Origin of the sequence: Alcanivorax sp. 1008 (assembly GCF_020667895.1) — a bacterium.
GTDB lineage: Bacteria > Pseudomonadota > Gammaproteobacteria > Pseudomonadales > Alcanivoracaceae > PGZG01.
In genome coordinates, this window is sequence record NZ_JAFMPS010000001.1 from 152253 (window position 1) to 175136 (window position 22884).

Annotated in this window: 20 protein-coding genes; 15 read left to right on the forward strand and 5 right to left on the reverse strand. The window is 55.5% G+C overall.

All coding sequences use genetic code 11. From position 1 onward, the window contains the following. Positions 1-6 precede the first annotated feature (6 nt). The 3 genes from J1C54_RS00790 to J1C54_RS00800 are packed head-to-tail and all read left to right on the forward strand — an operon-like array spanning position 7 to position 2943. Entirely contained in the window at positions 7-1242 is a 1236-nt protein-coding gene (locus J1C54_RS00790; RefSeq protein ID WP_229143923.1) for an energy-coupling factor transporter transmembrane component T, read from the forward strand. Between the two features lie 17 nt (positions 1243-1259). Further along, positions 1260-2099, forward strand: a complete 840-nt coding sequence (locus J1C54_RS00795; RefSeq protein ID WP_229143924.1) for a hypothetical protein — start codon at positions 1260-1262, stop codon at positions 2097-2099. Between the two features lie 19 nt (positions 2100-2118). Next, positions 2119-2943: a hypothetical protein gene (locus J1C54_RS00800; RefSeq protein ID WP_229143925.1), complete on the forward strand. Its 825-nt coding sequence runs from the start codon at positions 2119-2121 to the stop codon at positions 2941-2943. A 32-nt stretch (positions 2944-2975) separates the two neighbouring features. Here J1C54_RS00800 and J1C54_RS00805 read toward each other — a convergent pair whose 3' ends face one another. Genes J1C54_RS00805 through modA form a run of 4 tightly spaced genes read right to left on the reverse strand, consistent with a single transcriptional unit; the run spans position 2976 to position 6145 of the window. Beyond that, positions 2976-3548: a hypothetical protein gene (locus J1C54_RS00805; RefSeq protein ID WP_229143926.1), complete on the reverse strand. Its 573-nt coding sequence runs from the start codon at positions 3546-3548 to the stop codon at positions 2976-2978. 28 nt (positions 3549-3576) lie between these two features. Further along, positions 3577-4695: a molybdenum ABC transporter ATP-binding protein gene (gene modC / locus J1C54_RS00810; RefSeq protein WP_229143927.1), complete on the reverse strand. Its 1119-nt coding sequence runs from the start codon at positions 4693-4695 to the stop codon at positions 3577-3579. After that, positions 4685-5353, reverse strand: coding sequence for a molybdate ABC transporter permease subunit (gene modB, locus J1C54_RS00815; protein ID WP_229143928.1), 669 nt, complete (start codon positions 5351-5353; stop codon positions 4685-4687). Before modB ends, modC begins: the two co-directional genes overlap by 11 nt. 33 nt (positions 5354-5386) lie before the next feature. After that, positions 5387-6145 carry a molybdate ABC transporter substrate-binding protein gene (modA, locus tag J1C54_RS00820; protein WP_229143929.1) on the reverse strand — a complete coding sequence of 253 codons (759 nt, stop codon included), beginning with the start codon at positions 6143-6145 and terminating at the stop codon, positions 5387-5389. 215 nt (positions 6146-6360) lie between these two features. Between modA and J1C54_RS00825 the strand changes: the two genes are divergently transcribed. From J1C54_RS00825 to J1C54_RS00860, 8 genes are all read left to right on the forward strand, one after another. Next, the gene (locus J1C54_RS00825) at positions 6361-7305 is read left to right on the forward strand and encodes a DnaJ C-terminal domain-containing protein (protein WP_229143930.1); all 945 of its coding nucleotides are present in this window, start codon (positions 6361-6363) and stop codon (positions 7303-7305) included. Positions 7306-7307: 2 nt separating this feature from the next. Next, positions 7308-7610 carry a chaperone modulator CbpM gene (locus J1C54_RS00830; RefSeq protein ID WP_229143931.1) on the forward strand — a complete coding sequence of 101 codons (303 nt, stop codon included), beginning with the start codon at positions 7308-7310 and terminating at the stop codon, positions 7608-7610. A gap of 102 nt (positions 7611-7712) precedes the next feature. Further along, positions 7713-9527 (forward strand): 7TM diverse intracellular signaling domain-containing protein, encoded by a 1815-nt coding sequence (locus J1C54_RS00835; protein ID WP_229143932.1) that lies wholly within the window; start codon positions 7713-7715, stop codon positions 9525-9527. A 5-nt stretch (positions 9528-9532) separates the two neighbouring features. Then, positions 9533-10003: an RNA methyltransferase gene (locus tag J1C54_RS00840; protein ID WP_229143933.1), complete on the forward strand. Its 471-nt coding sequence runs from the start codon at positions 9533-9535 to the stop codon at positions 10001-10003. A 74-nt stretch (positions 10004-10077) separates the two neighbouring features. Beyond that, positions 10078-10410 carry a thioredoxin family protein gene (locus J1C54_RS00845; RefSeq protein WP_229143934.1) on the forward strand — a complete coding sequence of 111 codons (333 nt, stop codon included), beginning with the start codon at positions 10078-10080 and terminating at the stop codon, positions 10408-10410. 214 nt (positions 10411-10624) lie between these two features. Beyond that, entirely contained in the window at positions 10625-12865 is a 2241-nt protein-coding gene (locus J1C54_RS00850) for an NADP-dependent isocitrate dehydrogenase (RefSeq protein WP_229143935.1), read from the forward strand. 44 nt (positions 12866-12909) lie between these two features. After that, on the forward strand, positions 12910-13293 hold the full coding sequence (locus J1C54_RS00855; RefSeq protein ID WP_229143936.1) for a DUF302 domain-containing protein: 384 nt from the start codon (positions 12910-12912) through the stop codon (positions 13291-13293). Between the two features lie 33 nt (positions 13294-13326). After that, complete coding sequence (locus J1C54_RS00860; RefSeq protein WP_229143937.1) at positions 13327-13878, forward strand: methylated-DNA--[protein]-cysteine S-methyltransferase; 552 nt, start codon at positions 13327-13329, stop codon at positions 13876-13878. On the opposite strand, the gene J1C54_RS00865 is transcribed toward J1C54_RS00860, so the two are convergent. Next, a complete protein-coding gene (locus J1C54_RS00865) occupies positions 13867-15144 on the reverse strand; it encodes an MgtC/SapB family protein (protein WP_229143938.1) in 1278 nt (425 codons plus the stop codon). The two genes, J1C54_RS00860 and J1C54_RS00865, sit on opposite strands and share 12 nt — an antisense overlap. A 175-nt stretch (positions 15145-15319) precedes the next feature. Between J1C54_RS00865 and J1C54_RS00870 the strand changes: the two genes are divergently transcribed. From J1C54_RS00870 to J1C54_RS00885, 4 genes are read left to right on the forward strand one after another with little or no spacing between them, the layout of a single operon-like run. Then, the gene (locus J1C54_RS00870; RefSeq protein WP_229143939.1) at positions 15320-16981 is read left to right on the forward strand and encodes a hypothetical protein; all 1662 of its coding nucleotides are present in this window, start codon (positions 15320-15322) and stop codon (positions 16979-16981) included. Between the two features lie 21 nt (positions 16982-17002). Continuing rightward, complete coding sequence (locus J1C54_RS00875) at positions 17003-19729, forward strand: cation-transporting P-type ATPase (protein ID WP_229143940.1); 2727 nt, start codon at positions 17003-17005, stop codon at positions 19727-19729. Between the two features lie 18 nt (positions 19730-19747). After that, positions 19748-21145 carry an MBL fold metallo-hydrolase gene (locus J1C54_RS00880; protein WP_229143941.1) on the forward strand — a complete coding sequence of 466 codons (1398 nt, stop codon included), beginning with the start codon at positions 19748-19750 and terminating at the stop codon, positions 21143-21145. After that, on the forward strand, positions 21145-22800 hold the full coding sequence (locus tag J1C54_RS00885) for a Na/Pi cotransporter family protein (RefSeq protein WP_229143942.1): 1656 nt from the start codon (positions 21145-21147) through the stop codon (positions 22798-22800). The genes J1C54_RS00880 and J1C54_RS00885 overlap by 1 nt, the downstream gene beginning before the upstream one ends. Positions 22801-22884 lie beyond the last annotated feature (84 nt).

Here is a 22884-nt window from a genome sequence, read left to right on the forward strand (position 1 = left end):
GAACCAATGACGGCCGGTAACAACCGCAGCACTCTTGCCAAGGTCTACTATCTTCTCGGCTTGGCCATAAGCCTGTTCCTGATCGCCGAGCCCTTGTTGCTGGCGGGGCTATTTCTACTGCAGCTGTCCATGTGGTTTCGTTTCAAGCTGCCCGTGTCGGGGGTGGTTCACATTGCGCGTAAGTTGCGACTGTTTTTCCTGATTATCTTTATAACCTACATGCTCACTGGTACCGGTGAGGACACTGATCACTGGCTGGAAGTCCCGGTCAGCTGGCTGCCGGACCTTAGCCTGAGTGGGGCGACTCTGGCCCTGTTGATGTGCCTGCGAGTGATGACCCTGGTGCTGGCGAGCACCTGGCTGCAGCAGACATCCCCTCCCAGAGCCTTGGTCGTCGGACTACGACACTTGCGTATTCCTGAGAGTGTTGCCTTAACCGTGGACGCGACGCTGGCTCTGCTCGGCGGTCAGGACAGAGGTGGTCAAGGCCATGGCAAGGGCGGCGGCAAGGGCCGAGGTAAAGGGGATGGTGAGGGGCGTGGCGACGGCGGTATAAGCTGGGCTGATATCCGTGCCGGCCGGCTGGCTGCTGTGGATGAGCTGCTGCAGGGCAAGTTTCGCCAAAGTAGGAGATGGCTGGCGGAGCGCTACCCGGAGCTGCCGCGGGAGCGGCTGCATGATCTGACGGTGGTTCTGGGCGTTAGCCTCACTGTGATGGGGCTCAAGGTCCTGCAAATTCTGCCTGGGGTGCCGATTGCATCCGGGCACAAGAACATGCTGATTGTGCCGTTGCTGCTGTTCGCTGCCAATGCGACTTATATGCGCTTTGGTGCTCTGGCGGCGGGGACCACCACCGGCATAGTTTCTTTTCTGATGGGGTATGGCAAGTTCGGTATTCTGGAAATTGCCCATTTTGCTGTGCCTGGCTTGCTTGCAGATATGCTGATGCCTATTGCGAGGGCCACCAGTCGTGGCGGCAAATTGCTGCAGTTTGCATTAATTGGTGCTGCTATCGGTGCCGGCCGTTTTGCTGCCAACTTGCTTGTTATTGTGCTTGCCGGCGCGCCACAGTTAGCTTTTGTGCTGTTTTTGCCCATGTTGGCTTCACAGCTTCTTTTCGGCACTTTAAGCTGCTTCGTCAGTGTGCTGCTGGTAAATCGCAATTTTACCGACTCACCGGAAGATCATTCAGACACGCAGCTACTGGCCGCTGACAATAGCCATAAGCGGAAAAAATCATAATCCAGAGGGAATAAAAGATGTCAGAACTGGTGAAGGGGGACGGAAGGACCCATATTTCTAGCGGACTAATGAGAGAAAGTCTTGTTAGTCGGCGCCTTCTCAAAGAGACCGACTCTGCTTCCGTAAAGAGTATGGTTCCCGATGTAAACATGATCTGTGTGGGCGGGCGTAGCATTATGGACCGTGGCGCCGAAGCCATTATTCCACTTGTGGATACGATCGCTAAACTGAATGGCAACCACCGTATGGTTATTGGTGTGGGTGGTGGCGCCCGCGCCCGGCATACTTACTCTATCGGTATTGATTTAGGTCTGCCGATTGGTGGTCTCGCCCGTATCGTCGGTGGGGTTGAAGAGAACAATCGGGACATTTTGCAATTTCTGCTGGCACCTCATGGCGGTATTACTTTCGTCAAGGATCACTTTCAGGATCTGCAGCTGTTCCTCAAGAACGGCATGATTCCAGTGTGCATCGGCCAGCCGCCATACCATTTCTGGGAGCCGCCATCGTTAGAAGCAGGGCAGCTGCCGGATAACGGCCCGGATACCGGACTGTTCCTGATGGCAGAAGTAATGGGTGCAATGAGCGTCATTTATGTCAAGGATGTTGATGGTATCTATACCGAAGACCCTCAGAAGAATCCCGACGCTGAGCTGATCCGCGAGATCACCGCCAAAGAGTTGCTGAAAATGGATTTGCCCGACATGCCGATCGAGCGCGAACTGCTGCGCACTCTGGAGAATGCCAGAACGGTGCACCAGATTCAGGTGATTAACGGCCTCAAAATAGACAATCTGGAACGGGCATTGAATGGTGAGCTGGTCGGCACCATCGTCAAGTCCAGCCGCGCGAAGTGATTTAGGGAGCAGTAATAAAATGAAAAAAGACGGAAAAATCTGGATCGACGGCATGGATAATGCCCTGTCCGACCAATCGCTTTCTGGTCATGCTATCCGTGAACAGCTTGCTGCTCGCGATACGGTCGCGGTGCTGCCGGACGTATGGGTTATTAAAATCGGCGGTCAAAGCGTTATGGACCGTGGCCGCGCGGCGGTGTACCCGATTCTTGAAGAGCTGGTTGCGGCAAAAAAAAATGGCGTGAACTTTATTTTGGCCGCCGGTGGTGGCACCCGTGCCCGTCATGTTTACTCCCTTGGCCTGGACCTGAACATGCCCACCGGCATGTTGGCGCGTCTCGGCGCCAGTGTGCCGGTTCAAAACGCACGCATGCTGCAGATTCTCACCGCCAAGCATGGCGGCATCATGTGCTATCCGGAGGAGCTTGAGAAGCTGCCTTTCTTCCTCAACGCGGGCTGCCTGCCGATTACCTCCGGCATGCCGCCGAATGAGTTCTGGGAGAAGTCACAGGCCGAGGGGCTGATTCCCGCTAACCGTACTGACGCGGGTGTTTACCTGATGGCCGAGTTCCTTGGTGCCAAGGGCGTGCTCTATATCAAGGATGAGGACGGGCTGTACACCGATGATCCGAAGAAGAACCCGGATGCCGAGTTCATTCCTGAAACCACCGCCTCAGAGCTACTCAATAATGGTCAGGACGATCTGATTGTGGAGCGCGTTGTACTGGAGTACATGATGCGTGGTGATCACATCAAGAAACTGCAAATCGTTAACGGATTGAAGCAGGGACAAATCACCGCAGCTCTTAACGGCGAAGACGTGGGCACCATTATCCGCGCCTGAGTATGTTGCTCGTTTAGCTATGTCGGAGCGAACTAATCTTCGCTCCGACGTTGGCCTCCTTGCTTTAATGCCACTTGACTGACATTGCGCATCAAGGTGTGCTCCATCCCATCTGAAAGTTCGATCAACTTAAACGCGCCACGGCGGTTAGCGCCAATAAAGAACTGCCTGGTGTCCTGCTGCACTTTATCTACTGGGAAACGAGCCACGTCACCCTCGCAAGTGACCACTTCGACCACAGTAATATCCGGTGCCATGCCTGCCAGTACGAGCACGTTCACTCCTTGGGTGCTGGCGCGATGACCCGCATTAAGCGGCTGCACTTCCGGCATATCCTCAAATGCTTGGCTTTGTTTTTGCCATAGCAACTGCTGCCCGGCGTAGAGCGAAAGAGAGTCGCTACAGTCGGCCTGTTGCTTGCCTTTGTCCTCGCGGTTGCCACCGCTACCATCGCCCTTGTGCGCGACATCTTCTTGTTTCGGGTTGGATTGCTGTGCAGGCGTCTGAGCTGGCTTGATGGGGCTAACACTGTTCCCGGCCAGCCAGATATAAACGCCAGCGGCAACCAATACTGCGCCCAGCAACACCGCAAATTTAGTTCTCATGTCATGCCCCTATGTATCACTGTGTTTTTCATGCTTCTGCATTGGCGTTATCGATGGCCACCTGCTCGGCGGAGTTTTTTACCGCTACACCTTTTATCTGGGCAAATAGCGACTGCCCCTGAGTCAGGTTTAGAGCTTCTGCTGATTTCAACGTTACACGGGCCATTAGCTTTGCCTCACCGACGCGCAGCTGGACCAGTACATGGCCACCGGATTCGGCTCGCCGGCTCTCCACTACCGCGGGCAGAATATTCAGAATACTGCTCGACTGTGGACGTTCCCGGCATAAACTCACATCACTCGCCATGATGCGTAAACGCAACGGACAACAATGATCACCGTGGCGGCCGGGTACAACCACTTCACCGCCAGCAAACTGTAGTCTGGAAAGCTGATAATGTGGATCGTAATCAAGCACGCGAACATCCAGCACGGTACTAGCCTCGCCACCACCCAGTGTGGGTAGATCGGTACGCATCAGCATGTCGTGTAGCCTGCCTTGGCCGAGCACTCGACCGGACTGCATCACCACCAGGTGGTCACACAGGCGCGTCATTTCATCCAGACTGTGGCTGACATACAGCATTGGTACCTGGAGGTTGGCGTGCAAGCGGTCAAGGAATGGCATGATTTCTTGCTTGCGCCCCGCGTCGAGATTGGCAAGTGGCTCGTCCATCAAGACCAATGCCGGGTAGCGCAACAGTGCGCGGGCAATCGACGCACGCTGTTGCTCGCCGCCGGAAAGTTGGGCTGGTTTCCGATCAAGCAAATGACCGATGCCCAGCATATCAATAATCTGCTCCGGCGAGCTTAGCTCCGGGGAAGGCGCAGAACGACGGCGGCCGTAATTGAGATTACGGGCTACTGTCATGTGTGGGAATAATCGCGCATCCTGAAATACAAAGCCCACAGGCCGTTGCCAAGGCGGCACGAAGTTTTCTGAGTCCTGCCATAGTTGGCCATTAAATCCGACGCTTCCACGGGCGTCACGCTCCAGTCCAGCAATACAGCGAAGCAGGGTGGTTTTGCCGCAGCCGGAGGCGCCAAATATTCCGGTGACACCATGGGAAGGCACCTTGATGTCGACATCCAGAGTAAAGTCGGGGCGACTTAGCGCCGCCGTTACATGTCCTGCATCAGTTTTCATGGCGTAACCTGCCATTGATGAAATACAGCGCAAACATGCAGGTGAAACTGAACGCCAACAGCAGGCCGGACAAGACGTGTGCCTGAGCATACTCCAGCGCTTCAACATGGTCATAGATGGCAATGGAAATCACCCGGGTTTGCCCGGGGATATTGCCGCCAACCATTAGCACGACACCAAATTCGCCCAGTGTATGGGCAAAGCCCATGATGGCTGCGGTCAGAAAGCCACGGGTGCTGAGTGGCAGGATTATCGTAAAAAAAATGTCCAGAGGTCGTGCACCCAGTGTCTCAGCCGCTTCGACAAAGCCGCGGCCGATGCTTTCGAAGGCGTTCTGTAACGGCTGAATAACGAAAGGCATACTATAAAGAATTGACGCTAGCACGAGCCCGCCAAAACTGAACGTAAGGGAGCTTTCGGTCAGCTTCACCCAATAGCTGCCCACCAAGCCATTCGGGCCGAGCAGAATCAGCAGATAGAAGCCGAGCACTGTAGGGGGTAGCACTATGGGAAGTGCCACCATGGCCTCAATAAAGGTTTTTGCGTGAGACCGGGTGCGAGATAGCCAGAATGCCAGCGGTGTTCCGAGCAGGATAAGGATCGCCGTGCTGATAAGGCCAAGCTTGACCGACAGCCAAAGAGGGCCGAGGCCAGGCATATTCGCAGTCCAAGAGTTAAAGAGCTCCATTATTTATTCAATGCCATATCCGTGAGCCAATATAATGGCTTGCGCCTTCTCACTGGCAAGAAACGCCATAAATGCCTTGGCGGCTGGATTATTTGCTGACCGCGTCAATAGCACCACCTGCTGTTCGATTTTGCTGTGCAGGGCCTGCGGTACCTGCCAATGGCATGTGCCCTCTGGAATATCTGGCAAATTCAGCTGCGCTGCTGCAATCAGGCCCATGCTGGCGCTGCCACTGGCGACAAAATGAAGTGCCTGGGCAATTGACTCACCGGTGACGATGCGTTCGGTCAGCTGGTTCTTGTCGAGCCCGATACTGGCAAGAACTTCCTCCGCAGCGACACCGTAAGGCGCGGCTTTGGGGTTGGCGATGGCGAGTTTGGCAAAATTTTTCGCTCTCAGTTCTGCTTCACAGTCCTTGTCTTGATAGCGCTCATCAACGGACCAGAGAACCAGTCGGCCGGTGGCGTAGGTACGGCGGGATTCAGGTGCCACCAGTCCGTTTGATTCAAGCAGCGCAGGCCGTTCAATGTCTGCGGAAAGAAAGATGTCAAAAGGTGCACCATGGCTGATCTGGGCATATAGCTTGCCACTTGAGGAAACGCTAAAGAGAACCTGATGCCCGGTTTCCTGCTCAAATGCTTCTGCGATCTCTCGCGCCGCTTGAGTGAAGTTGCTGGCAACGGCAACGGTGACTTGTGTGACCGCTGTTGCTGTCTGCGCCACTAGCAGTAGAGCGCCCCAAAGCCAGCTGGATCCGGTCATTCCCTGTCCCCAAAAAAACGGTCTAGATTGGTTACTATCGCGAAAATGATTCAGTGGCACAAGGCAGTCCTCGGGTGGTCGTATAGCCCCGTCATCTTTGCTTTCACCCGTAGCAACCCTGACCTGTGACAATTCGCCCCCCGCGCAGGTGAACTAGAGTAGCCTTATATTCAGGGTTGCTAGCTCGCCCATCAGCTGCAGACGTTGAGGTCGAAATGGAGTTTAAGGATTACTACGCATTGCTTGGTGTGGAGCCAGAGGCCGATGAGGCCACCATCAAGACGGCATATCGTCGCCTGGCTCGCAAATATCATCCGGATATCAGTCAGGAAAAAGACGCCGAGGCCAAGTTCAAAGAGGTGGCGGAAGCCTGGCAGGTGCTGAAGGATCCGGACAAGCGGGCTGATTACGATCAATTGCGCGCCATGCGCAGCCAGCAGGGCGGGCGGGGACCCTTTGAGGCGCCACCGGGCTGGCAGCCATCCGGCGGTGGCGGCTTTGACCCTTCTGGTGCCGGGTTCTCTGATTTTTTTGAGTCTCTGTTTTCTGGTGCCCGTCAGGGCGGTCGAGGTGGACCTGCGCCAGGGCGGCGCGGGCGGGATGTGGAAATAGATCTGCCGGTCTTTCTTGAAGACACGGTTAGCTCTGAAACCAAGCCCATTTCCTTCCGCCTGCCTGAATACAACCAGTATGGTGAGCTGATTGGCGAAACCACCAAGAGTCTGAACGTCAAGATTCCCGCAGGGGTTAGCGACGGCGAGCGCATTCGCCTGAAGGGACAAGGCAGCGCAGGTGTTGGCGATATGCCAGCGGGCGATGTGTATTTGCGTATTCGTCTTGTGCCCCATCCACTGTTTGATGTGGAGGGGCATAACCTGATTGTTACCGTGCCGGTGGCGCCATGGGAGGCCGCGTTGGGCGCCAAGATTGAAGTGCCAACGCTGGCCAGTCCGATCAAGGTGAGCATTCCAGCCAATAGTCAGAGTGGCAAGAAGCTGCGTATTGCGGGCAAGGGTTTGCCCGGCAAGGCGGGGCAGGGCGATTTGTTTGTATTGTTGAAGGTGGTGATGCCGCCGGCGAGCAGTGATGAAATCAATCAGTTGTGGGAGCAGCTTGCCGAGAAGGCCAGCTTTGACCCCCGTGCGCAATGGAGTCGATAGCGATGGCCTCCGAAGTGGAAGTGACGGTTTGTACCACTGAGCTTTATCAGCTGGTGGCGATCTCGGATCAGGATTTAGCCGAGCTGGTAGGCCATGGCATTGCCGAGCCACACGACCAGCAGGCTGTTGAATGGCAGTTCGACGAAGCCGCCGTAGCGCAGATAACCCGTGCTGTTCGTTTGCGTAGGGAGCTGCAAGTTGACTGGGCCGGGATAGCATTGGCGTTGGAGCTTCTGGATGAACTGGAAGAGTTACGACGTGAAAATGGCGCACTGCGGCGACGACTGGAGCGCCTCGAAGAGTAAACGGTGACAGGGACAGTCTGCCGGCCGTGCAATCTGATGTATTGTTACTGCCTGACTGCACCGGTTAAGGTGCGTTCCGGTTTGATGTTCCGGTTGGATTCCATGCGTCGCTGCCTGTTGCTTTGTGTCGTAATACTTTCAGGTTTGTCGGTCTCGACGGTTGTTGCCCGGGAGATGGACTTCACGCGTTTGTCTGCTGGCGAAGTTGCCTTCACCGCCCAACGCTCCGAGGCGCCATCGGCGCAGCTAAGTTGGCAATCGGTCAATCTGCCATTCTCCGCTGCCGCTGAGCAGACCAGCGGTCAATTCTGGTTTCGGCTTGATCTGGACACAGTGCCAGAGCAGCATCGTAGTGGCCTGTATATCCAGCATCATGTTTTTGACATTGAGTTGTTCCTGAACGGGACACGCCTGGGTGGCACTACCCGTGCCGATGGTCTTGAGTCTACCGGCTGGAACCAGCCTTACTTCGAGCGGATTGCCGCCCCCCTGTGGCGAGATAGCGGCAATCAGTTGCTGATCAGTGTTCGCGCCGGCGAGCCCAATGCGATGTTGTCTCCAGTTATCTTTGCCGAGGCAGGGGCACTTGCCGAGATGCATCGCGCCAAGACCTTCCAGCAAGTCACTATTGCCGAATGGAGCATGATTGCCTGCCTGATTATGGGCGGGTTTACCTTTTTCGTCTGGTTGCAGCGTCGCGATGACAGTCTCTATTTGCACTTTGCCTTGCTGTGTTTGAGCTGGTCTGTGGTGATGTTCTATCTGGCGTCTTCGTTCTCGCCATTGCCCCATGGTGTCTGGCTGCGCTTCTCTTACTACTGCGTGGATCTGGCGGGCTTTTTCCTGTTTATGTTCCTGTACCACCTGATGCAGCTGAATGCGCCTTGGCCAAGACGATTGGCGATACTGGCGGTGATCGGCTCCGGGGTGGCCCTGTTCAGTATGGACATCCGTCATCATGCGTTGGTAATCACGGTGGTTCATGGGGTGCATCTGGCTCTGGTGCTTTATCTGTTGGCCATCGGTGCATTGCGGGCGCTGCGTGGCCATGCCCGGGGGATACTCTGGTTTATGCCGGGCTTTCTACTGATAGCTGCATTGGTGGCCCACGATATCAGTGCTTTCTGGTCGGCAGCTCAGGTGCCCGGTGGATTGCCTGAAGGCACTTTGATGCAGTATGGCTTTGGCATATTGTTGGTGCTGATATTTGCCTACCTGATCCGCACCTTTGTTAAAGCGCTGGATGAAAGCGAGCACCTTAACACCCAGCTTGAGGCTCGGGTGCGTGATGTGTCGGCGTCACTGGAGCGCAGCTACGCCGAGAACCGGGCGCTGGAGTTGCATGCCACGGCGCAACAGGAGCGACAGAATATCTATCGGGATCTGCATGATGATGTGGGGGCAAAGCTGGTATCCATTGTTCATGCGGATGCCAGCCAACGGCAAACCGAGTTGGCCCGTGAGGCGCTGATGTCACTGCGAGAGGCGGTATCGCAGAGCCGTTATGAGTATCGCCAGCTGCTGGCGCTGATGACGGCGATGGTGGCGGAGATGGAGGTCCGGCTGGTGGGGGCAGATATGAGTTTTCGGTACCACGGCGTGGACTCTTTGCCGGATCAGGATATTGATCCCGCCATTGGCTATCAACTAAGCCGCATTCTGCGTGAGGTGACCAGCAATATCATCAAGCATGTTGGCCACGGTCTGGTGGAGCTTGATTGCGCCATGGAGCAGGGCAAGCTAACGCTGACGATTACCGATGACGGTCCGGGCATGCCGGAACAGTCACAGTGGCTCGGTGCCGGGTTGGGCAATATTCGTTATCGAGCGGCAGATATCGGGGCGTACGTTAGCTGGCAGAGTAGACAGCCCAACGGTACCTGCTTCCATTTATCTCTTGCCTTGCCGGAAGGTTGACGCCTGTGGCTGTTTTTATCGGTCTGTATAACCCGAAAAGCCCGACCAATGTTGGTGCTGTGATGCGCGCAGCAGGCTGCTATCAGGCAGATAAGGTGTGCTATACGGGTGGCAGGTTTGAGCGAGCGGCCCAGTATCAAACAGACACCAGGCAAGTTGTTGACAGGGTTCCACTGCAGCGGGTGGATAGCCTGCTTGAGCAATTGCCTGATGGCATGAAGGTGGTATGTGTGGAGTTCGCTGAAGGGGCGACGCCGCTTCCCGGTTTTGGTCATCCAGATAGCGTCATATACATATTTGGCCCGGAGGATGGCTCGGTTTCCCAGGACATCGTCGACGCTGCTGATGAGGTGGTTTTTGTGCCCACCACGGGATGTATGAATCTGGCGGCAGCAGTCAATGTGGTGCTCTATGACAGGCTCTCCAAGCTGCCATTGAATGTTCACAGTGACGACCTTATAAAATGTTCACAGTGACGACCTTATAAAGAGTAATCGGGATACCAATAACCGTTTAAAAGTTCGTTGATTTCTAGTTCAGGAGTGCGGTCATGGCCAGCCCGAATGTGGGGTTTAATCCCGACTATAGCGACGATGCACCGACTCTTGAGCAACTTGATGCACTTACTGGTGATGCGCTGCTTGAGTTCGGCGCCACGTGGTGTGGTCACTGTCAGGCGGCGGCGCCGGCAGTGCGGCAGGCATTGGCTGATCATCCCCGGCTACCCCATATCAAGGTAGCCGACGGCAAGGGCAGACCTCTGGGGCGGGCCTTTCGGGTCAAGCTCTGGCCAACCCTGATTCTGTTACGAGATGGTCAGGAGGTGGCGCGTCTGGTGCGGCCGTCAGACGCTGATCAGGTGGCTAAGCTGATTCGCCAGTAATCTGACGGAGATCACAAAAGTTCCGCTAAATCATCCTGTTACCAAGCATGCAGGGTGGTTTATCCAATTCTTCACGAAGAAGTGGTAGATTAGCGGTCTAATAGAAAAGCCTCACACGGGAAAGGTGTTGTCTGGCAGTCCTGACCAAAAGTCGAGGGTGTCCTGCAGACAAACCAGATAGCCGAACTTTAACCAGTCGCATTCGAGGAACGAAATGAGCACTGAAACACGCAAGATCGTGTATACACAGACCGACGAAGCCCCCGCCCTCGCTACTTACTCTTTTCTCCCCATTGTTAATGCCTTTACCTGCCCTGCCGGGATTGCTGTAGAGCCCATCGATATTTCCCTGTCGGCACGCATTCTGTCCCTGTTTCCGGAGTACCTGCCGGAGGACAAGCGAGTTCCAGACAATTTGGCTGCTTTGGGTCAGCTGACCCTCAAGCCGGAAGCCAATATCATCAAGCTGCCTAACGTCAGTGCTTCTATTCCGCAGCTGAAGAATGCCATCGCCGAACTGCAGTCCCAGGGTTATCCGCTGCCAGATTACCCGGACGAGCCTGCTAATGAGGCAGAAGAGGCCATTCAGACACGTTACGGCAAGGCTCTGGGCAGCGCTGTCAATCCGGTAATTCGAGAGGGTAACTCTGATCGCCGGGCATCTACTGCGGTAAAGAATTTTGCCAGAAAGCACCCCCATTCCATGGGTAAGTGGAGTCAGGCTTCGCGCACCCACGTGGCGCATATGCGGCAGGGAGATTTCTATCATGGTGAGCTGTCGCGGACCATGGAACAGGCTGATGTGCTACGCATCCAGTTGCTCAGCAAAGATGGCAACACCATTGTTCTGAAGGAAAAGACCCCGGTGCTGGAAGGCGAGGTGGTCGATGCCATGTTTATGAGCGTCAAGGCGCTGCGCAAGTTTCTGGAGGAAGAAATCGAGGGCGCCCGTAATGCGGGTTTGCTGTTCTCGCTGCATGTTAAAGCAACCATGATGAAAGTGTCCCACCCGATCGTTTTTGGGCACGCGGTCACCGTGTATTTCAGAGAAGTGTTCGAAAAACATCAGGCACTGTTTGAGGAAATTGGTGTTAACCCCAAGAATGGCCTGAGTAATCTTTACCAGAAGATTTCTTCGCTGCCTTATTCGGTGCGGGCGGAAATCGAGGAAGATATTCGTGACTGCTATGCACATCGCCCGGAAATGGCGATGGTGGATTCTGATCGCGGCATTTCCAATTTGCATGTGCCAAGTGACGTGATTGTGGATGCGTCCATGCCGGCAATGATTCGCGCTGGCGGAAAGATGTGGGGTACCGATGGCAAGCTCAAGGACACCAAGGCGGTGATTCCGGAAAGCACCTACGCCACCATCTATCAGGAAGTGATTAACTTCTGCAAACACCATGATGCTTTTGATCCACGCACCATGGGCACGGTGCCAAATGTTGGCCTGATGGCGCAGCAGGCGGAAGAGTACGGCTCCCACGACAAGACCTTTGAGCTGCCGGAAGATGGCGTCGTTCAGGTGGTTAATCAGGCTGGTGAGGTGTTGTTCAGCCAGAATGTGGAGAAGGGTGATATCTGGCGTATGTGTCAGACCAAGGATGCGCCGATCCGTGACTGGGTGCGCTTGGCAGTGCAGCGTGCTCGTCTTAGCGGTATGCCGGCGGTGTTCTGGCTTGATTCAGAGCGGGCCCATGATGCGCAGATGATCAAGAAGGTAGAGCGCTACCTGAAGGATCATGACACCGAAGGTTTGGACATCAGCATCATGTCGCTGGATCAGGCCATCCGTCATACCATGGAACGGCTGATTCGTGGCAAAGACACTATCTCGGTAACCGGTAACGTACTGCGTGATTACCTGACCGATCTGTTCCCCATTCTGGAGCTGGGTACCAGCGCCAAGATGTTGTCGATTGTGCCGTTGCTGGCTGGCGGTGGTCTGTTTGAAACCGGCGCGGGCGGTTCGGCTCCCAAACATGTACAGCAGTTTGTTGAGGAAAATCATCTGCGCTGGGATTCCCTGGGCGAGTTTCTGGCAATGATGGTGTCGCTAGAGGATCTGGGTGAAAAGACGGGCAACAACAAGTCCTCGATTCTCGCTAAGGCTCTGGATCAGGCCACCGCAGTATTTCTTGACCAGGACAAGTCGCCATCGCGAAAAACTGGCGAGCTGGATAACCGGGGAAGCCATTTCTATCTTGCCCTGTACTGGGCGCAGGCACTGGCGGCGCAGGATGAAGATGCGGATCTGAAGGCGCGCTTTGCCAAGCTGGCCAAAGAGCTGGCGGATAACGAAGAGGTGGTTCTCAAGGAGTTGCAGGAGGTGCAGGGCCAGCCGGTGGATATGGGGGGTTACTATCACCCGGATGTGGCTAAAGTGACTGCTGCCATGAGACCCAGCAAGACGCTTAACCGGATTATTGATTCGTTCTGTCAGAAAGGCTGAAAGAGCTGCAGCCGGCGGGCTGTTTTACGCAGTGAGGGTTTGCTATGTACTACGTTGTCGAGACAGAAAAATCCTTTGAGCAGGCTGCAGCGGACCTGAATGCGGCAGTAATTCGACATAAATTCGGGGTGCTGTATGTGCATGACATCGGCGCCACCTTGCGTAGCAAGGGAGTCGAGTTTGCCGAGCAGTGCAAAGTGTTTGAAGTGTGCAATCCGGTTCAGGCGGCGAAGGTCATGTCTGCGGATATGCGTTTGAATATGGCGCTGCCCTGTCGTATTTCCGTTTACACCGAACAAGGTAAAACCATGATTGGTATGATCCGGCCCAAGCAAATGCTGGCGGGTTTGTCGCAGGATCCGGCGCTGGCTCAGGTGGCCGGTGAAGTGGAAGATATCACCATACAGATGGTGGACGAGGCCAGGTAACGGGTGCATCCAGCAGCCGGGAAAATTATCAGGATGAGCGCTTGCCCCTCTCAAGGGGCGGCGCGGCACCTTGATTACGGTGTTCATTCTACTTCCTTTGGTGATGTGCTGGTGGCGATGACCGATCTTGGGGTTTGTCGGCTGGATTTCGTCGATGCCCTGTGTGGCGATTCGTCCTCTGAAAAATCAGTGCTTTTTTTGCAGTCACTTTGGCCGAAGGCGCAGTTGCGGAAAAACCCGGGGCGCACTCAGTCAGTGATCTCTTCCCTGTTTGCAGGCAGTGCTAGCCAGCAGTCAGTGCCAGTGCATATTGCCGGAACAGATTTTCAGTTCGATATCTGGCAGGCGTTGCTGCAGATTCCAGCAGGGCACTGCATTAGTTATTCACAGCTGGCCTTGGCCAGTGGTCACCCCGGCGCCGCCAGAGCTGTTGGTAGTGCGGTGGCCAGCAATCCGGTGGCGCTGTTGATTCCCTGTCACCGGGTGATTCGTCAGGATGGCAAGCCCGGCGGGTATCGCTGGGGCGTCCACAGAAAGCAGACCTTACTGGCGGCAGAGTCCGCTTTAGTTCTTTCAGAGCACTAGCGCAGCCACCAGCCCGCCGCCCAGTGACAGCATCATTGGCACAGCAACGCGCAGGGCCAGAGCACGGGTGCCGATTGCCACCGCGATAAACGATTTGACCAGACTGTTGACCGCCGCAGCGACCACGATCGCCAATGTGGCGGTGCTCAGGTCTAGGCCGCTCGTGGTCATTCGGGTTAGCGATAGAGTGATTGCGTCCACGTCAGCGATACCGGAAGCGGCCGCCAGCAGGTACAGGCCCTGGTCTCCCATCACTTCCTGCATCCAGGAGGCTAATAGCATGACGCCGCCCAGCAGCAGGCCAAATAAAACCGCAGCGGACAGATCCAGTGGATTCTGTTTCATTTCCGGACTGTCAACGGACTGCACCCGGTGGCGCCGCCAGATGGCCAGAGCCGGCAAATAAAGCGCCAGCGTCATCACCAGCATCGGCACGATGAGGCTGTTGAATAAGGCGGGTGATAGCAGGGCGCAGTAAACCAGTATGCGAGGAAACATGGTGCCGCAGGCTAGCAGGATGCCGCTGGCTAACAGTGGGCTGAGTGCTGGTGCATCACGGGACTGGCGAGCGAATTGCAGGGTCAGTGCAGTGGATGAGCTGAGGCCGGCGAACAGACTGGTGAACAGGATGCCCTTGCTGGCACCCCAGCCGCGCATGGCAAAGTAGCCAACAAAAGAGATCGAAGCAATCAGTACCACCATCCACCAGATCTCAAACGGGTTGATGGCCTGGTAGGGTCCCATGCCCTCATTGGGCAGCAGTGGCAGCACCACCACGGAGATCAGCAGTAACTTGAAGCCGGCGTCCAGCTCATGGGCCTGCAGTTTGCTCAGCAGGCCATGAATTTCGCGCTTGTTGTCCAGAATAATGACGGTCACCACTGCGGCAGCAGCGGCCAAGACCAGTTCTCCGGCCATGGCCATGGCGCCAAAGCAAAAGGTTAATAACAAGCTGACCAGGCCAGTAATACTGAGGTCGCCAGTCCGCTGGCTGTGCATGCGGTAGGCGGACAGACTGACTGCAGTCAGCGCTAACAGCAGTGCGGGCCATACCCAGCTGCCGATCAGGTTGGACAGCAGTACTCCCAGGCCACCGAGCAGGCCGACCAGCGAGTGAGTGCGGATGCCAGCAATGCGCTGGCCAGATTGTTTTTCTCTCGCTTCCCAGCCTCTCTCGACACCGATCAGCATGCCGATAAGTAAGGCGGAAATGAGCCGCAGTGCGGTCTGGTTGGTGCTTATGAACTGGTTGGCAAGTTCATCCATTGAGGTGTTCCTTGTCACAGCAAAGTCCATGCTGCGCGAATGTTCGGGGGTAAGGCAACTCTGCGGACTATCCGGGTGTCAGTGTAGTGTGGTTTAGGTATATTGATTTGGCTAGCTGACCAGGGAGAAATGAGATCGACATTATAGTGAGGGCTCTCCGGTGACGGCTCGCGCCATGCTTCGCTATTGGCTGCCTATGCTGCTTTTCTGGCCTCTTGCGGGCTATGCGGAGGAGGGTTGCGTAGAATATTTCAGTGAAGACGACCCGGCCCTGTTCCAGTTTCTTAGCACTCGTGCCACGGTGGACTATGCTGCTTATGAAGGGCTGGTTATCGGAGACCGGCAGATTGTCGTGTTGCCGATTTTTAACCTTGATAATCCAGATGAAGACCATCGCCTCTATCGGATGGCAAACCGGGTTCATTTCAGTACTCGGCACAGTACCGTCAGACGGCAGTTGACCATCCGCAGCGGCGCACCACTGATCGCCGCCAAAGTGGAGGAAAGCGAGCGGCTGTTACGGGAGAAGCCCTACTTCGCGGATGCCATGATTGTGCCCGCCAGAGTATGCGCCGGACGTATTGATCTGCTGGTGGTGGTGCGCGATGTCTGGACACTGACGCCAATCGCTTCAGCATCTCGCCAAGGTGGGGAGGCTTCTTCTTCTGGCGGCTTTAGCTATGGCAACGTGCTGGGTAGCGGGCAGGATCTGTCGGTGTCCTGGTCCACAGGCCCGGAGCGCACCAGTCAGGCTGTATGGTGGAGTGGCACTGATTTTTTTGGTGCGCATGTCGCCATGCAGGCAGCCTATGTGGATAGTACTGACGGTGAGTTGCGACTGGCCAATGTGGAACGCCCCTTTTACCAGCTTAATAGTCAGTGGAGCGGGGGTGGCACGTGGCAGCGGCAAAGTGAAGAGCATGAAATAGAACTTCTTGGTGTGCTGCTGAATCGTTATGCCCATGAACTGGATTATGATCGGGTTTTCGGCGGCTGGTCGGCGGGCGTGCGAAATGATCGGGTGCTGCGCTGGCGTCTGGGTTTTACCGATCAGGCGGATCGATTCTTTGCCACTGATGTTGGTTCCGTTGTTCCTCAGGATCAGCAAATACGTTATCCGTGGTTTAGTCTGGAGTCGGTCAGTAATACATTCTGGCGGGCCACTAATATCTCATTTAATAATCGCCAGGAAGACATCCCGCTGGGTATCCGCTGGGCGTTCAGTGTCGGTGTGGCTGATATGGGAATGGGTAGTAGCGAAAACTCCATTCCATTCTCCACAGAGCTGGGCAAGTCGATGCGCGGTGGCGATCGTCACCTGACTCAATGGGCTCTCTCCTCTACCGGTCGTTGGCGCCGTGATGATGATCAGTTGGTAAGTACTTTTTTTGCTGCGGAAGCACGCTACTACTACTTTATCGGTCGGCGTGATCGCTGGTTCGCTTCACTGAGGCTCGACAGTGCTGAAGGTATTCGTCAGGACGAGCAATTAAGTAGTGGCGGCGCTGATGTTTTGCGTGGTTATCCCATCGACACACAGCGTGGTGATCGACGCTGGTTAATGAGTATAGAGCGGCGACACTTTACCGACTGGCATCCGTATAACTTGATACGGATTGGTGGTGCCGCCTATGTGGATGTAGGCCGAACCTGGGATAGTACTGACAGCATAGTGCAGATTGACGAAACGCTGGCTAACGCGGGGCTGGGACTACGGATTAGCTCCTCCAAGGCGCGCGCTGACAGGATTTTGCACGTCGACCTGGCGGTACCGCTGACCGCCACGGAAAGCATAGACAACTACCAGATTGTGATTGTCGGCAAGCTCGAATTCTAGATTGCTTGAGCAGGGATAGGAATGACTGTTACGCAGTGGCACACGCTTGAGGTAAAGCAGGTACTTGCTGAGTTGCAGGTGGATTGCGCAGGCTTGTCGTCGCAAGAAGCGACGGATCGGCTTGTTCGTTACGGTGCCAATCGTTTGCCTGAAGGTGCGCGCCGGTCTACCTGGCGGCGCTTTGTTGATCAGATCAATAACCTGCTTATCTATGTGCTAATCACGGCAGCTACCATTACCGCATTGATGGGTCACTGGATCGACAGCACGGTGATTCTTATCGTGGTGCTGGTGCAGACGGTGATCGGCTTTCTTCAGGAAGGTAAAGCGGAGCAGGCGCTGGCCGCCATTCGTCATATGCTGGCACCGAAAGCCACCGTATGGCGTGACGGGCATCGTAAAACAGTGGCCGGAGAGGATCTGGTCCCCGGTGATATTGTTTTGTTGGAAGCGGGTGATCGGGTGCCGGCGGATTTACGTTTGCTGGAGAGCCGATCTTTAGCAGTGGACGAAGCCGTATTGACTGGCGAGTCCATGGCGGTGGAGAAGAGCAGCGAAGTACTGAGTGGCGTGTTGCCATTGGGCGATCGGCGCAATATGGCCTACTCCGGCACCCTGGTGACCTACGGCACTGGCCGTGGCGTGGTTGTCGCTGGCGGTGCAGATACGGAAATTGGTCGCATCTCCGGTATGTTGGCGGCAATTGAGCAGCTGTCTACACCGTTGCTGAGGCAGATGGATGTTTTCGCTCGTTATCTGTCGTTCGTCATTATTGGTCTTGGTGTATTGATATTCTTCGCCGGCTATTGGCTTGGCCATAATGATCCGACGGAGCTCTTTGTTGCGGTGGTGGCATTAACCATTGCCGCGATTCCAGAGGGTTTGCCGGCAATTTTGACAGTTACTCTGGCGATTGGAGTGCAGGGCATGGCGCGCCGCAATGCGGTGGTGCGGCGCATGCCGGCAATTGAAACCCTGGGCGCCGTTTCTGTGATCTGTTCGGATAAAACCGGCACGTTGACACGCAATGAGATGATGGTGGCTGCCGTGGTTGTTGGTGGTCGGCGCTATCAGGTGGATGGCGACGGTTACTCACCGGATGGCGACGGTTACTCACCGGATGGTGCGGTACGTTGTGACGGTGAGCCCGCTCAACAAAGCACGCCGCTGACTTTGCTGGGCCGTGCCGCCCTGTTGTGCAACGACGCCAGTCTACGTCACAAAAACGGGGTCTGGCAGGTTGAAGGCGATCCGATGGAAGGTGCGCTGGTGGCATTCGCCATCAAGGCCGGTCTGGACGACCAGGTGGCCAGACAGGACTGGCGCCGTATCGATGTGATTCCTTTTGATGCACGGCATCGCTTTATGGCGACGTTGAATCATGACCACCATGATCACCAGCAGGTGTTCGTCAAAGGAGCGCCGGAAAGACTTCTGGATATGTGCGCCGAACAGCATGCTGAGAATGGTAACGAACCCCTGAACCGCCAGTTTTGGCAGGATCAGATTGATGCATTGGCTGCCGATGGTATGCGCGTGCTGGCGTTCGCCAGCCAGCCGGCCAGTCGGGGTGATGTGGAGCTGGATTTCGAGCAAGTGGAAGCAGGCCTTACCCTGATTGGTATTGCGGGCATGATCGATCCGCCACGGGAAGAGGCTGTCGCAGCGGTGGCCGACTGCCATGGGGCTGGTATTCGGGTAAAGATGATTACCGGCGATCATGCTCTGACCGCATCCGCTATTGCCGCCCAGCTTGGCCTGAAGAACTCGCAGCGCGTGGTCACCGGGCAGGAGATCGATGAGCTAAGTGATGAGGCGTTGCAGGCTCTGGCTCAGGAGGTGGATGTATTTGCCCGCACTAGCCCGGAACATAAGCTACGTCTGGTGGAGGTACTACAGGGCGCTGGCGAAGTGGTGGCCATGACCGGGGACGGAGTTAATGATGCGCCGGCACTAAAGCGAGCGGATGTGGGTATTGCCATGGGGGGCAAGGGCTCGGAGGCCGCCCGTGAAGCAGCCGAGATTGTCCTGCTGGATGACAACTTTGCCACTCTGGCGGCGGCTGTCAGGGCCGGGCGCACGGTTTACGATAATCTGAAGAAGTCTATTGTCTTTTTTCTACCCATTAATGGCGGAGAGTCGGGCAGTCTGATTATTGCCTTGCTGGCAGGCCTGACGCTGCCAATCACCGCAGTACAGATTCTTTGGGTGAATATGGTCAGCTCTGTAGCGCTGGCCATGAGCCTGGCGTTTGAGCCGGCAGAGCCTGGCGTTATGAAGCGCCCGCCCCGGTCTTCCCACGAGAAGCTGCTAAACGGGCTGCTGGTATGGCGTATCGCATTTGTGTCGATGCTTTTTGTTGCTGGTATTTTCGCCATGTACAGATGGGCGATTCACCATGGACATGACATCGCCATGGCTCGCACTCTGGCAGTCAATACCCTTGTGGTCATGGAAGTATTTTACCTGTTCGCGGTACGCTATCTGGATAGCACCTCAATCACTTTGCGTGGGGTGATGGGAACGCCAGTGGTTCTGGTGTCTGTGGGGCTGGTGGTAGTGTTGCAGGTGATGTTTACCTATGCCCCATTTATGCACCGTTTTTTCGATTCCCGGCCGGTGACACTGGAAGATGGTGTGCTGGTTATCATGGCTGGTGTGCCAGTCTTGTTGGCTCTTGAAGCGGAAAAATATCTCAGAAAAATAATATTTATGATTTTCGGGCGAAAAATCTCATCCGCCCGATGACTTTAATCGGAGACCTGAATGCCTGTTATTACTTCGTATGGAGCTGCCCAGGAAGTCACTGGCTCGTGCCATTTGCTGGAGCTCAATGGCCGTCGTTATCTTTTGGACTGTGGCATGCATCAGGGCGGCGACGCTGTGTCCCGCATGCGCAAGGAGCGCTTTGGGTTCGATCCACGGCGTATTGAAGCGGTCATCCTGTCTCATGCTCATCTGGATCATTCCGGGTTGTTGCCGAAGTTGGTGCGGCGTGGCTTTAAAGGGCCAATTTATTGCACAGCCCCGACCAGGGGGTTGCTCGCCATCATGTTGGAGGATTCCGCTAATATTTATTTTCGGGATCTTGAACACACAAATATGCGCAATCGTCGCGAAGGCAAGAAACCTGTGGCGGCGATGTATGAAATGAAGGACGTGCTCCAGGTTCTAAAGCAGTGTGTTCCAGTGGAGTATGGCCAAGAGGTGCAGATCGAAAGTGATCTGCGGCTGCGTTTCTATGACGCCGGGCACATTCTCGGCTCGGCATCGGTGGAGTTGCTTTGCCGGGAGGACGGCGGCGAAAAGATTGTGGTGTTTTCCGGTGATATTGGTAACCCGGAAAGTGCCTTGATGCATGAGCCGGAGGTTCCGCCCAAGGCTGATCTGGTTTTGATGGAGTCGACCTATGGCAATCGTGATCATAAGCCGCTGTCAGATACGCTGATCGAATTGGAGGTTGTGCTGGAGGAGGCGCGCCGGGGTAACGGGGTAGTGCTGATACCGGCCTTTGCTGTGGGCCGGACTCAGGAGTTGCTGTTCCATCTGGGTTGCTTCTGGCAGCTGGGCAAGCTGGAGGGCTGGAAAGTCTATCTGGATAGCCCCATGGCTATCGAAGTGACTCAGCTTTATGACCAGTGGCTTGATCAGTGGGATGAGAATGATCAATACGCCATGGATCATTTCAGCGCCCGCTCGCTGGAGGAGTTTTTGCCAGTATTGTCGCTGACCGCATCCACAGAGGACTCCATCGCTTTGAACAAGCTGGATCACGGCGCCATCATCATCGCCGGCGCCGGCATGTGTAATGGTGGACGTATCCGCCATCACTTCAAGCACCGCATCTGGCAGGAAAATACCCATGTTATTTTCGCCGGGTTTCAGGCCCGTGGCACATTGGGGCGGCAACTTGTTGATGGTGCCAAGTGGATCCGCATGTTCGGTCAACGGTATGCGGTAAATGCCACTATTCATACGCTGGGCGGGTTCTCTGCCCACGCGGGCCGCGACGGTTTGCTCAAGTGGGCGGCGTCGATCTCTGGCAACCCGGCGCTGCGTCTGGTGCATGGCGAATCCGAGGCATTGACTGCTTTAGCCCATGAGTTAACAACCCAGGGGCACTCGGTAACCATCGCTGAGCCTGAGTCAGCACACGAGTTTTGATGATGGAATATCTGTCCACCGGGCTTGGCGGTATTGGCCTTTTTCTATTAGGCATGTGGCTGATTACAGAGGGGCTACGGCTGGCCGCCGGTTCCTCTCTGGAGGCATTGCTGTCGAGCTGGACGTCGAGTAAGCGTCGTGGGCTGCTGGCAGGGACTTTTCTGACCGCAGTGGTGCAATCATCCAGTGTTGTCACTGTGGCTGTTATCGGCTTCGTCAATGCCGGCCTGATCTCTTTCCAACGTGCGGTCTGGGTTATTTTTGGAAGCAATCTGGGTACCACCCTGACAGCTTGGTTGGTGGCGCTGATTGGTTTCAAGCTGAAAATTGATGCGTTTGCTTTGCCAATTATTGGCATGGGCGCGTTGATGCGTATTTTCGCACCGTCGGACCGTTATCGTTCTTTCGGCATGGCGCTGGCCGGGTTTGGTATTTTGTTTTTGGGTATTGAAACCCTGTCCGGCGGCTTCAGTTCGTTGAGCGAGCAGGTGTCACTGGATGACGAGCGCTATGGTGTGATTGCCATGGTGGTTATCGGCTTTGTTCTGACTACCCTGATGATGAGTTCCAGTGCCGCAGTTGCGGTGGTGTTGACTGCCTTGGCCGGTGGTCTGGTTGGTTTTTCTGATGCGGCGGCAGTGGTGATTGGTACCAATATTGGCACCACCACCAAAGCGTTACTTGCCACACTGGGGGCAACCAGTAGTGCCAAGCGGCTGGCCATGGCCCACGTTTTCTTTAACTTGCTGACTGGCGCAGTGGCGCTGGTTTTGCTCGGCCCACTTTTAACGCTGGTATTGTGGCTTGGCTATATCAGTGGCTATGGCAATGAACCGGTCACCATGCTGGCGCTGTTCCATAGTATTTTTAATTTGCTGGGAATTGTATTGATGTGGCCACTTGAGCCGCTCATGAGTCGCTTTTTAATGACCCGCTTTGTGGTTGCTGAAGAGCAGGGTGTCGCCTTACGTTATCTGGATCGTAACGTGGCATCCGTGCCGGATGCTGTGCCGATGGCACTATGCCGCGAATTCGAGCCGTTACTGGGCGAGTACCCCGGCACTGTCGCAGGACTGCTTGAGGCAGATCCTGAGCGTCGCAAAGCTAATGGCATTCGACACAAGAGACTGGAAGCTATCGGTGACTTTTTTGTCGAGGCATCCCGTTACCCGATCAGTGCCGATGCGGCTGGTTTTTTCTCCGATGGTTGGCGTATTCAGCACAACCTGCTGTATGCCGACGAGACACTCATGCAGCTTGATAACCTTGGCGAGCCGTTACGCAAAAGCCCCGATTACCAACGTATCAGGGAGCCGCTGGAAAGCTGGTTTGCCAGTGTTTCCGAGCACCTTCAGTCAATTCTGTGTGGTACCGAGGGGTCTTTGGACTTTGTGGTGTTGGCTCCTGCTTACGAGCAGGTCAAGCTCAAACTATTGCAGTCAGCATTGGCTGGGCAGATCAGCCGCGCCAGTCTCGACTCTGCCCTGCAGATGTGCAGTTTATCGCGCCGGCTGGCGGAGCAGTGGCTGCGGGCGCTGAATCATTGGCAGAACATGAAGGCTGAAACAGATAGTCCGGTTGAGCAGCCTTGCCCCAGCACTAGCCAGCCGGTTGTGGAAGTCGAGCCTGCGTCAGGCCCCAGTTCCAACAGTTGAGTCAGCTATCTCTGTTGGCGCGAAATGCCATGTTGCATCGCTCGCTCGGCAGGCATAGTCGCCACCATCCCACATTGTCTGGAG

Bases quoted from the DNA above. Each gene is read 5' to 3' on its own strand.
- J1C54_RS00790 (WP_229143923.1), top strand. From the start codon at position 7: ATGACGGCCGGTAACAACCGCAGCACTCTTGCCAAGGTCTACTATCTT.
- J1C54_RS00795 (WP_229143924.1), top strand. From the start codon at position 1,260: ATGTCAGAACTGGTGAAGGGGGACGGAAGGACCCATATTTCTAGCGGA.
- J1C54_RS00800 (WP_229143925.1), top strand. From the start codon at position 2,119: ATGAAAAAAGACGGAAAAATCTGGATCGACGGCATGGATAATGCCCTG.
- J1C54_RS00805 (WP_229143926.1), bottom strand. From the start codon at position 3,548: ATGAGAACTAAATTTGCGGTGTTGCTGGGCGCAGTATTGGTTGCCGCT.
- modC (WP_229143927.1), bottom strand. From the start codon at position 4,695: ATGAAAACTGATGCAGGACATGTAACGGCGGCGCTAAGTCGCCCCGAC.
- modB (WP_229143928.1), bottom strand. From the start codon at position 5,353: ATGCCTGGCCTCGGCCCTCTTTGGCTGTCGGTCAAGCTTGGCCTTATC.
- modA (WP_229143929.1), bottom strand. From the start codon at position 6,145: ATGACCGGATCCAGCTGGCTTTGGGGCGCTCTACTGCTAGTGGCGCAG.
- J1C54_RS00825 (WP_229143930.1), top strand. From the start codon at position 6,361: ATGGAGTTTAAGGATTACTACGCATTGCTTGGTGTGGAGCCAGAGGCC.
- J1C54_RS00830 (WP_229143931.1), top strand. From the start codon at position 7,308: ATGGCCTCCGAAGTGGAAGTGACGGTTTGTACCACTGAGCTTTATCAG.
- J1C54_RS00835 (WP_229143932.1), top strand. From the start codon at position 7,713: ATGCGTCGCTGCCTGTTGCTTTGTGTCGTAATACTTTCAGGTTTGTCG.
- J1C54_RS00845 (WP_229143934.1), top strand. From the start codon at position 10,078: ATGGCCAGCCCGAATGTGGGGTTTAATCCCGACTATAGCGACGATGCA.
- J1C54_RS00850 (WP_229143935.1), top strand. From the start codon at position 10,625: ATGAGCACTGAAACACGCAAGATCGTGTATACACAGACCGACGAAGCC.
- J1C54_RS00855 (WP_229143936.1), top strand. From the start codon at position 12,910: ATGTACTACGTTGTCGAGACAGAAAAATCCTTTGAGCAGGCTGCAGCG.
- J1C54_RS00860 (WP_229143937.1), top strand. From the start codon at position 13,327: ATGAGCGCTTGCCCCTCTCAAGGGGCGGCGCGGCACCTTGATTACGGT.
- J1C54_RS00865 (WP_229143938.1), bottom strand. From the start codon at position 15,144: ATGGATGAACTTGCCAACCAGTTCATAAGCACCAACCAGACCGCACTG.
- J1C54_RS00870 (WP_229143939.1), top strand. From the start codon at position 15,320: ATGCTTCGCTATTGGCTGCCTATGCTGCTTTTCTGGCCTCTTGCGGGC.
- J1C54_RS00875 (WP_229143940.1), top strand. From the start codon at position 17,003: ATGACTGTTACGCAGTGGCACACGCTTGAGGTAAAGCAGGTACTTGCT.
- J1C54_RS00880 (WP_229143941.1), top strand. From the start codon at position 19,748: ATGCCTGTTATTACTTCGTATGGAGCTGCCCAGGAAGTCACTGGCTCG.
- J1C54_RS00885 (WP_229143942.1), top strand. From the start codon at position 21,145: ATGATGGAATATCTGTCCACCGGGCTTGGCGGTATTGGCCTTTTTCTA.